At 74.0% G+C, this 8200-nt stretch carries 6 protein-coding genes; 2 read left to right on the plus strand and 4 right to left on the minus strand.

All coding sequences use genetic code 11. From position 1 onward, the window contains the following. Positions 1 to 15 precede the first annotated feature (15 nt). The 4 genes from DEF28_RS24045 to DEF28_RS24060 all read right to left on the minus strand — a co-directional run bounded on the left by DEF28_RS24045 (position 16) and on the right by DEF28_RS24060 (position 4779). Positions 16 to 1026, minus strand: a complete 1011-nt coding sequence (locus tag DEF28_RS24045; protein WP_114400623.1) for a Gfo/Idh/MocA family protein — start codon at positions 1024 to 1026, stop codon at positions 16 to 18. 144 nt (positions 1027 to 1170) lie between these two features. Beyond that, the gene (locus tag DEF28_RS24050; protein WP_114400624.1) at positions 1171 to 2262 is read right to left on the minus strand and encodes an ROK family glucokinase; all 1092 of its coding nucleotides are present in this window, start codon (positions 2260 to 2262) and stop codon (positions 1171 to 1173) included. A gap of 35 nt (positions 2263 to 2297) precedes the next feature. Further along, positions 2298 to 3200, minus strand: coding sequence for a hypothetical protein (locus DEF28_RS24055; protein WP_233515509.1), 903 nt, complete (start codon positions 3198 to 3200; stop codon positions 2298 to 2300). A 220-nt stretch (positions 3201 to 3420) separates the two neighbouring features. After that, complete coding sequence (locus DEF28_RS24060; protein ID WP_181874445.1) at positions 3421 to 4779, minus strand: KamA family radical SAM protein; 1359 nt, start codon at positions 4777 to 4779, stop codon at positions 3421 to 3423. 399 nt (positions 4780 to 5178) lie between these two features. Between DEF28_RS24060 and plsX the strand changes: the two genes are divergently transcribed. Next, a complete protein-coding gene (gene plsX / locus DEF28_RS24065; protein WP_114446233.1) occupies positions 5179 to 6270 on the plus strand; it encodes a phosphate acyltransferase PlsX in 1092 nt (363 codons plus the stop codon). A 65-nt stretch (positions 6271 to 6335) separates the two neighbouring features. Next, positions 6336 to 8069: an arginine--tRNA ligase gene (gene argS, locus DEF28_RS24070; protein ID WP_114400865.1), complete on the plus strand. Its 1734-nt coding sequence runs from the start codon at positions 6336 to 6338 to the stop codon at positions 8067 to 8069. Positions 8070 to 8200: the final 131 nt, after the last annotated feature.

The following is an 8200-nucleotide window of genomic DNA, read 5'->3' on the forward strand; positions in this document are numbered from 1 at the left end:
GGGCGGGGGCGGCGGTCACGGAACCGGGGCGACCTCCGCCACGCGGACCAGGCGCCGCTCCCGCAGGGACCGGTCGGCGGCCTCGGCGGCCAGCAGCGACGCGAGCGCGTCGGCGACGGTGCAGGGGCTGGGCGCGGCACCGGCCGCCATCTCCAGGAACGCGGTGACCTCGGCCTCGTAGGCCGGGGCGAACCGCGACCAGAAGTCGCGATGGGGCGCGCCGCCGGGGAAGGCGGCGCCGGGCTCCGCCGACTCCAGCGCCGTGCGGTCGTCGAGGCCGACCGCCACCGTGCCGCGGCTGCCGGCGACCTCCATGCGGACGTCGTAGCCGCCGCCGTTGTAGCGGGAGCCCTGCAGGGTGACGAGGGTGTCGTCGTCCAGCCGCAGCAGCGCCGCCGCGTTGTCGACGTCGCCGGCCTCGGCGAAGAAGGCCGCGCCCCGGTTGCTGCCGTAGGCGAACACCTCGACGATCTCGCGGCCGGTGACCCAGCGGACGATGTCGAGGTCGTGGACGTGGCAGTCGCGGAAGATACCGCCCGAGGCGGGGATGTAGGACGCGTGCGGCGGCTCGGCGTCGGCGGTGACCGCGTGCACGCGGTGCAGGTCGCCGATCTCGCCGTCGCGCACCGCCCGGCGGGCGCGCTGGTAGCCGGCGTCGAAGCGCCGCTGGAAGCCGATGTGCACGTCCGCCCCGGAGCGCTCGACCTCGCGCAGCACCTCCAGCGTGCCGGCGATGTCAGGGGCCACCGGCTTCTCGCAGAACACCGGCAGCCCGGCCCGCGCGCCCGCCGTGATGAGCCCGGGGTGGGCGGGGGTGGCGGCCGTGACGACCAGGGCGTCGACGGCGCCGGGGGTGAACAGGTCCGCCACGTCGGCCGCCGCCCGAACGCCGAGCCGGGCGGCCACCTCGGCGGCGCGGCCGGGGTCGGCGTCCGCGAGGACCAGTTCGGTGACCTCGGGCCGGTCCGCGATCGCCGCCGCGTGCGCGGCTCCGATCCTGCCGGGTCCGATCAGGCCGATCCGCATGCGCTCTCCTTCGCGGGTCCGCGCGCCGCAAACGTCACAGTGTTCCGTGCGTCACATCCGGTGAACTTTGTACGTCGCCGGAGCGATCCGCGTCAAGACTTTGTCCGGACATTAGGATGAGATAACCAGGGCCGCGCCGGCGGCTCACGCCCGCCCGCCGAACGCGCCGCGGCGGTACCCGGCCGTCCCGCGGCCCCCGCCGCGCCGCAGCCGGGTCTGCCGGCGCCCCTGCCGCCAGCGCGGCAGCGTGTCGCGCGCCAGGTCGGCCGCGCCGATCAGCCCGGCCTCGTTGCCGAGCGCCGCGGCGACGATCCGCGCCTCGGGGCGGTACCCCCGGCCGGTCAGGTTGCGGCGGAACGCCCGGCGCGCCGGGCCGAGCAGCAGGTCCCCGGCCTCGGAGACGCCGCCGCCGATGATGAACAGCTCCGGATCGAAGGCCGCCGCCAGGTTGGCCAGGCCGATGCCGAGCCACGTGCCCGCGTCCTCCAGCAGCTCCACGCAGGCGCGGTCGCCGGCGCGGGCGAGCTCGCTGACGAGCGGACCGGTGATCTGCGACGGGTCGGCGCCGACCTCCTGGATCAGGCCGCGCGCCACCGGCGAGTCGGCGGCGACGAGCTCGCGCGCGTCGCGGGTGACCGCGTTGCCGCTGGCGTACTGCTCCCAGCAGCCGCGGTTGCCGCACTCGCAGCGGTGCCCGTTGGGCACCACCGTCATGTGCCCGAACTCCCCCACCAGCCCGAACCGGCCCCGGTGCAGCCTGCCGTCGATGACCACCGCGCCGCCGATGCCGGTCCCGAGGTTGACCACCACGACGTCGTCGGCGAGCCGGCCGGCGCCCACGCACACCTCGGCCCACGCGGAGGCGTTGGCGTCGTTCTCGACCACCACGGGCAGCCCGAGCCGCTCCTTGAGGGCGTCGCGCAGCGGTTCGTTCCGCCACGCGAGGTGCGGCGCGAAGAGCACGTTGGCCCGCTGCTCGTCGACGAACCCGGCGGCGCCGACGCCGACCGCGTTGACCGGATGGTCCCGGCGCAGCCGCTCGACGACCCAGGCGATGGTGTCCTCCACCACCTTGGGGCTCTTGCTCCGGTCCGGCGTCTCGGTGCGCAGCCGCGAGAGCACCCGTCCGGCCGGGGTGACGACGCCGGCCGCCACCTTGGTGCCGCCGATGTCGATCCCGATGGTGAGCCCGCGCTGGTGGCGGCCCGTCTCCCGGGAGAAAGCCGAAAATTCCATAGCTCGCGTCACCCTATTCGACCGGTCCGTCCGACTCATCGGCGAGTCCCGCGTACCGCGGGCGCCGCGGCCGGCCGCGCGGCGCCGGCTGAGGGCTCCGCGGAGTCCGCAGTCCCCCGGCCGTCCCCGGAGCCGGGAGCCGGCAGCCGCCGGGGCGGCACGGCCGGTTCGGCGGGCCGTTCCAGGATGAGGTCGTGCCGGCCGGCGATGATCTCCTGCACGCGGATCTTCGCGCGGATGATCGGGCGGCGCAGGCGGCGGTCGCGCCGCAGCGCCAGCTCCAGCTTGCGGGAACCGGCCGGATAGTGCCAGCGCGCCCACGGCGAGCCGGGGACGGCGAGCCGGACCGCCGCCACCACGGAGATGGCCGGCACGAAGACACCGGCGATCCCGGTCCAGAGCTTGCCCTTGAGCAGGCTCACCACGGACCCCGCCAGGTTGACCAGGACCATGAGCACCAGGGCGCCGTGCACCAGCCCGCTCTCGGGGTCGCCTCCGCGCAGTTCGCTCCAGCCGAACGGCCGGATCCCGGTGAGCAGCAGCCCGGTCAGCGCGATCGCCACGAACACCGCGTCGACCGAGGCGCGCCCCTGCTCGGTCCAGTAGACGTCCCGCAGGTGCAGGATGAGCGCGAACTCGTCCAGCACCAGCGCCGCCCCGAACCCGAACATGGCGGCCGCCACCGCGATCGCCGCTCCCTCGCGGTCGGTGATGAGCAGCCCGGAGACACCGCCGAGCAGCATGAAGGCCACCCCGAACACCACGTGGTGGATGTGCAGCCCGCCCGGCCGGACGTTGCCCGGCCACCAGCGGACCTGCGCCCGGATCATCCGCACGCTCACCCGGATGAGCAGGAATCCGGCCACGAACGCGACGAAGAAGCTGAACAGGGGCAGTCGGCCGGTCTGCACCACGTGCGCGACGAACAACTCAGCCATGCGTGTCTCTTCCCGCGCCGCGCCCGTGGGCGCGGCGACTTGCCCTGACCGCGCGCCCCGGAGGGAGCCCGGGCGCGGTGCCGCCGATTATGCCTCCTGGCCCGGGGGAGCGGGCGGCGTCGGGCCGGGAACCGCAGACCGCGTGGCCGATCGGTGGGCGGCCGTCCCGGATCCGTCCCCGGTTTCGGAACGGCCGCGCCCGGACCCGGTCGCGCGCGGGCTAGGCCTCGCCGACCAGTTCGGCGGGATCGTCGGGCGGCGCCGCCTCGTAGGGGAACCGGGTCGCGCCCAGCGCCGGTTCGAGGTCGAACAGCCAGGCCGCCGACTCACTGTACTTGGCGAAGAACGGCCGGCCGACGAGGTCGGGATCGCGCGCCTGGATGAGGCGGAGCACGAACACCTTCTCGCCGGCGACCTCGGCGATCCCGTCCACGCACACCTTGCCGGGGGTGGCCGACATGGAGGGCCCCCGCACGGTGCGGGCGAGCCCCGAGACGTTCTTGTAGGCCCCGCGGAAGATCTCGTAGGCCCGGGCGAGCGGCACCGCGAAGTAGTCCTGCGGGCCGGTGTCGCGCTCGACGAACATGTAGTAGGGCACCATCCCGTGCCGCACGTGCGCGCGCCACATGGTCTCCCAGACAGCGGAGTCGTCGTTGATCGTGCGGATCAGCGGAGCCTGGGTGCGGATGACCGCGCCGGTGCCGCGGATCCGCCGCACCGCCTCCTGAACGAGGGGCGGCGCCATCTCGTTGGGGTGGGAGAAGTGCGCCATGAACGCCAGGTTCTTGCCCGAGGCGACCACCCGCTCGAACAGCCGCAGTGTCTCGTCGGCGTCCGGGTCGGTGACGAACCGCTGCGGCCAGTACGCCAGCGCCTTGGTCCCGACGCGGATCGACTCCAGCGTCTCGACCTCCAGCAGCGGCTCGACGTAGCGGGAGAGCACCCCCTCGCCCATGATCATCGGGTCGCCGCCCGTGAGCAGGACGCTGGTGACCTCGGGATGGCGGCGGAGGTAGCCGACGAGCGCGCCGATGTCGTCGGTCGCCATCTTGAGGTCGGGTTCGCCCACGAACTGCGCCCAGCGGAAGCAGTAGGTGCAGTACGCGTGGCAGGTCTGCCCCTGCTTGGGGAAGAAGAGCACCGTCTCCGGGTACTTGTGCTGCACGCCGGACAGCGGCTCGTCGTCGCCGAACTTGGGGATGTTCAGGGCCATCTGCCCCGCGGGGTGCGGGTTCAGCCGGGCACGCACCTCGTTCGCGGCCTGGTTGACCTCCTTGCGGGGGGCGTCCGCGCGCAGCAGGTCGGCGATCCGGGCGACATCCGCGTGCGGCAGCATGTCGGGCTGCGGGAAGGTCAGCCGGTAGATCGGATCGTCGGGGGCTGCCGACCAGTCGATCAGCTCGTCGACCACGTAGCTGTTGACGCGGAACGGCAGGACCGTGGCCACCGCACGGACGGCGAGCCGCTCGTGGGCGTCGAGTCCGGCCCGGCCGGTCAGCTCGTCAAGGTGTTTGGCCGTGTAGGCACGGAACCGACGTCCTGCGGACGGGGACAGTGCCGCGTCGTGGGTCAGGCTCACGCCACTCCTTTCCTCCAGCCATGGGACGGCCGCGGGTCCGGAGGAGGATCACCGGGCGCCCCATATGGGGATGTACGACGATGGACAGTAAGACATGCCGCAGAAAGTGATCTTTCGCCCGGCTAGCCGACGGATGTACCCGATCTTGACGCTTTCTTACCCTCTTTCGCAAAAATCCCGTTCTGACCTGGTATTTTCGCCGATGTCGGATCGTTCCGCCAGTCCCGCCGATACCGGCGGTTCCGCCGCCACCGCGGCCGCCGGGCGCCGACGGCGCCGGCCGGAGCGTCAGATCCGCACCGCCCGCACGCGGCGGACCACACTGGGGGGACCGGCCCCGGTCCGGGGGCCCGCCCGCGGCCGGCGGAGGCCGCAGACCGCCCTTCGACGAGGAGCCCGATGACCAGCGCACCCCCCGCGCGGCGGAGCAGCCCGCCCGCGGGTACCGGCCCCGTGATCGCCGTCGACGCCATGGGGGGCGACCACGCGCCGCACGAGATCGTCCGGGGGGCGGTCCGCGCCGTCCGCGCACACGGGCTGCGCCTGGTCCTGGTCGGACGCACCGCCGAGCTGGCCTCGCTCCTGGCCGAGGAGGACGCCGCCGGCGAGATCCCCGTCGTGCACGCCGACGACACGCTCGCCATGCACGAGGGCGCGCTCGCGAGCTGGCGGCGGCCGCGCTCCAGCGTCGCGGTCGCGTGCAAGCTGATCCGGCAGGGCGACGCCGCCGCGCTGGTCTCCGCCGGCTCCACCGGAGGGGTGGTCGCCACCTCGACCGTGCGGCTGCGCACCCAGCCCGGTGTGCTGCGGCCCGCGCTGGCCGTGCTGTTCCCCACCCGCCCGACCCCGACCGTGCTGGTGGACGCCGGCGCCAACGCCGACGCCAAGCCCGAGATGCTGGTGCAGTTCGCGCACCTGGGGGTCGCCTACGCGCAGACGGCGTACGGCATCGCCCAGCCCCGGGTGGGGCTGCTCACGATCGGATCGGAGCCAGGCAAGGGCAACAAGCTGGCCCGCCGCACCGCGGAGCTCCTCACGGCCGCCGCCGACGCCCCGCCCGGTCTCGACTTCCGGGGCAACATCGAGGGCCACGACCTGCTGGGCGGCCTCGTGGACGTCGTCGTCACCGACGGCTTCACCGGCAACGTCGCCCTGAAGTCGGTCGAGGGGGCGGTGCGCTTCGCCCTGGACGAGGTCCGCTCCGCGCTGTCCTCCTCCCCCATGGCGCGGGCCGGCGCCCTGCTGCAGCGCCGGCCGCTGCGCGCGCTGCGGGAGCGGGTGGACAGTGAGACCTACGGCGGGGCGGTGCTGCTCGGGTTGAACGGCACGGTGGTGATCGCGCACGGGGCGAGCGGCGCCCGCGGGATCGAGCAGGCGTGCCTGCTCGCGCACGAGCTGGTGGCGGGCCGCATCGTGGAGCGGGTGCGCCGCCGGGTGGGCGCCACCAACCGCACGCCGTCGTGGCTGCGCCTGGCCCCGAACGAGGACTGACCCGCGCCGGCCGGCGGAACCGGCGGCGACCACCGGGACCTGCGAACCTCGGTAGGCTCTTGGGTATGGCCGACCCGCAGGAAACACTCTCGCGACGGGTCCAGTCCGCCCTCGCCGCCGCGTTCGGCGCCGAGTTCGCCGAGACCGACCCCGTCATCCGCCCGTCGCAGTTCGCCGACTTCCAGTCCAACGCCGCGCTCGCCCTCGCCAAGCGCCTCCGCCGCAAGCCGCGCGAGGTCGCGTCCGAGATCGCCGCGCACCTGGAGGCCGACGACGTGGTCGGCGGGGTCGAGGTCAGCGGCCCCGGCTTCGTCAACCTGACGCTGCGCGACGACTGGATCGCCCGCGAGACCCGGGACCTGCTCGCCGACCCGCGCCTGGGCGTCCCCGAGCCGCCGCGGCAGAACATCCCGCTGGACTACTCCGCGCCCAACGTCGCCAAGGAGATGCACGTCGGGCACCTGCGCACCACCGTCGTGGGCGACGCGCTGGCGCGCACGCTGGAGTTCCTCGGCCACAACGTGATCCGGCAGAACCACATCGGCGACTGGGGCACGCCGTTCGGCATGCTCATCGAGCACCTGCTCGACGTAGGCGAGGACTCCGCCGAGGCCGGACTGCTGGAGAGCGACCCGAACGCCTTCTACCAGGCGGCCCGCGCCAAGTTCGACTCCTCCGAGGAGTTCGCGGACCGCTCCCGCCGGCGGGTCGTGGCCCTGCAGGGCGGCGACCCCGCCACGCTCGCGCTCTGGCACGAGCTGGTGGACCTCTCCAAGGTGTACTTCAACCGGGTGTACGGCAAGCTCGACGTCACGCTCACCGACGACCACCTCGCCGGCGAGAGCACGTACAACGACGACCTCGCCCCCATCTGCGCGGAGCTGGAGGAGCGGGGCATCGCGCGGATCAGCGACGGCGCGCTCTGCGTGTTCCTCGACGGCTTCACCGGCCGCGAGGGCAAGCCGGTCCCGCTGATCGTCCGCAAGAGCGACGGCGGCTACGGCTACGGCACCACCGACCTCGCCACCATCCGGCACCGGGCGCAGCGGCTGAAGGCCGACCGGATCCTCTACGTCATCGGTGCGCCGCAGCACCTGCACCTGCAGATGGTCTTCGAGACCGCGCGCGAGGCGGGCTGGCTGCCCGAGGGCGTGACCCCCGTCCACGTGCAGATCGGCAACGTGCTGGGCGCTGACGGCAAGATCCTGCGCACCCGCAGCGGCGAGTCCATCCGGCTCATGGCGCTGCTCGACGAGGCCGTGGAGCGCGCGGCCAAGGTCGTCGCGGAGACCCGGCCGGACCTGGACGAGGCGGCCCGCGCCGAGATCGCGCGCGACGTGGGCATCGGCGCGGTGAAGTACGCCGACCTGTCGGTCTCGCACGACTCCGAGTACGTGTTCGACTTCGACCGGATGCTGGCGCTGAGCGGCAACACCGGCCCCTACCTGCAGTACGCGGTGGCGCGCATCCGCTCGATCTTCCGCCGGGGCGGGCTGTCCCCGGACGAGGCCGCCGGAGCCGTGGTCCTGACCGGGGAGGCGGAGCGCACCCTGGCGCTCACGCTGCTCGGGTTCGGGCCGGTGGTCGCGCAGGTGGGCGAGACCCTGGAGCCGCACCGGCTCTGCGGCTACCTGTTCGGCCTGGCGCAGGCGTTCACGGCGTTCTACGAGCAGTGCCCCGTGCTCAAGGCCGAGGATCCGGCTGTCCGCGAGTCCCGGCTGGCACTGACCGCCGCCACGCTGCGCGTCCTGGTGCAGGGGCTGGCGCTGCTCGGGGTCCGGGCTCCGGAGCGGATGTAGCACCGCCGAGCGCGTCGCGGCTGTGCGGGGCCGTCGCCCGTCCGGGCGGCGGCCTCTGGCGTGCCGGGTGGACCGCGCATCTCGCGGCCGGGCCGGTCAGCCGGCGCCGGGGGCGGGGGGCTCGGGAGACG

The sequence above is a fragment of the Marinitenerispora sediminis genome, from assembly GCF_003336425.1.
Lineage (GTDB): Bacteria > Actinomycetota > Actinomycetes > Streptosporangiales > Streptosporangiaceae > Marinitenerispora > Marinitenerispora sediminis.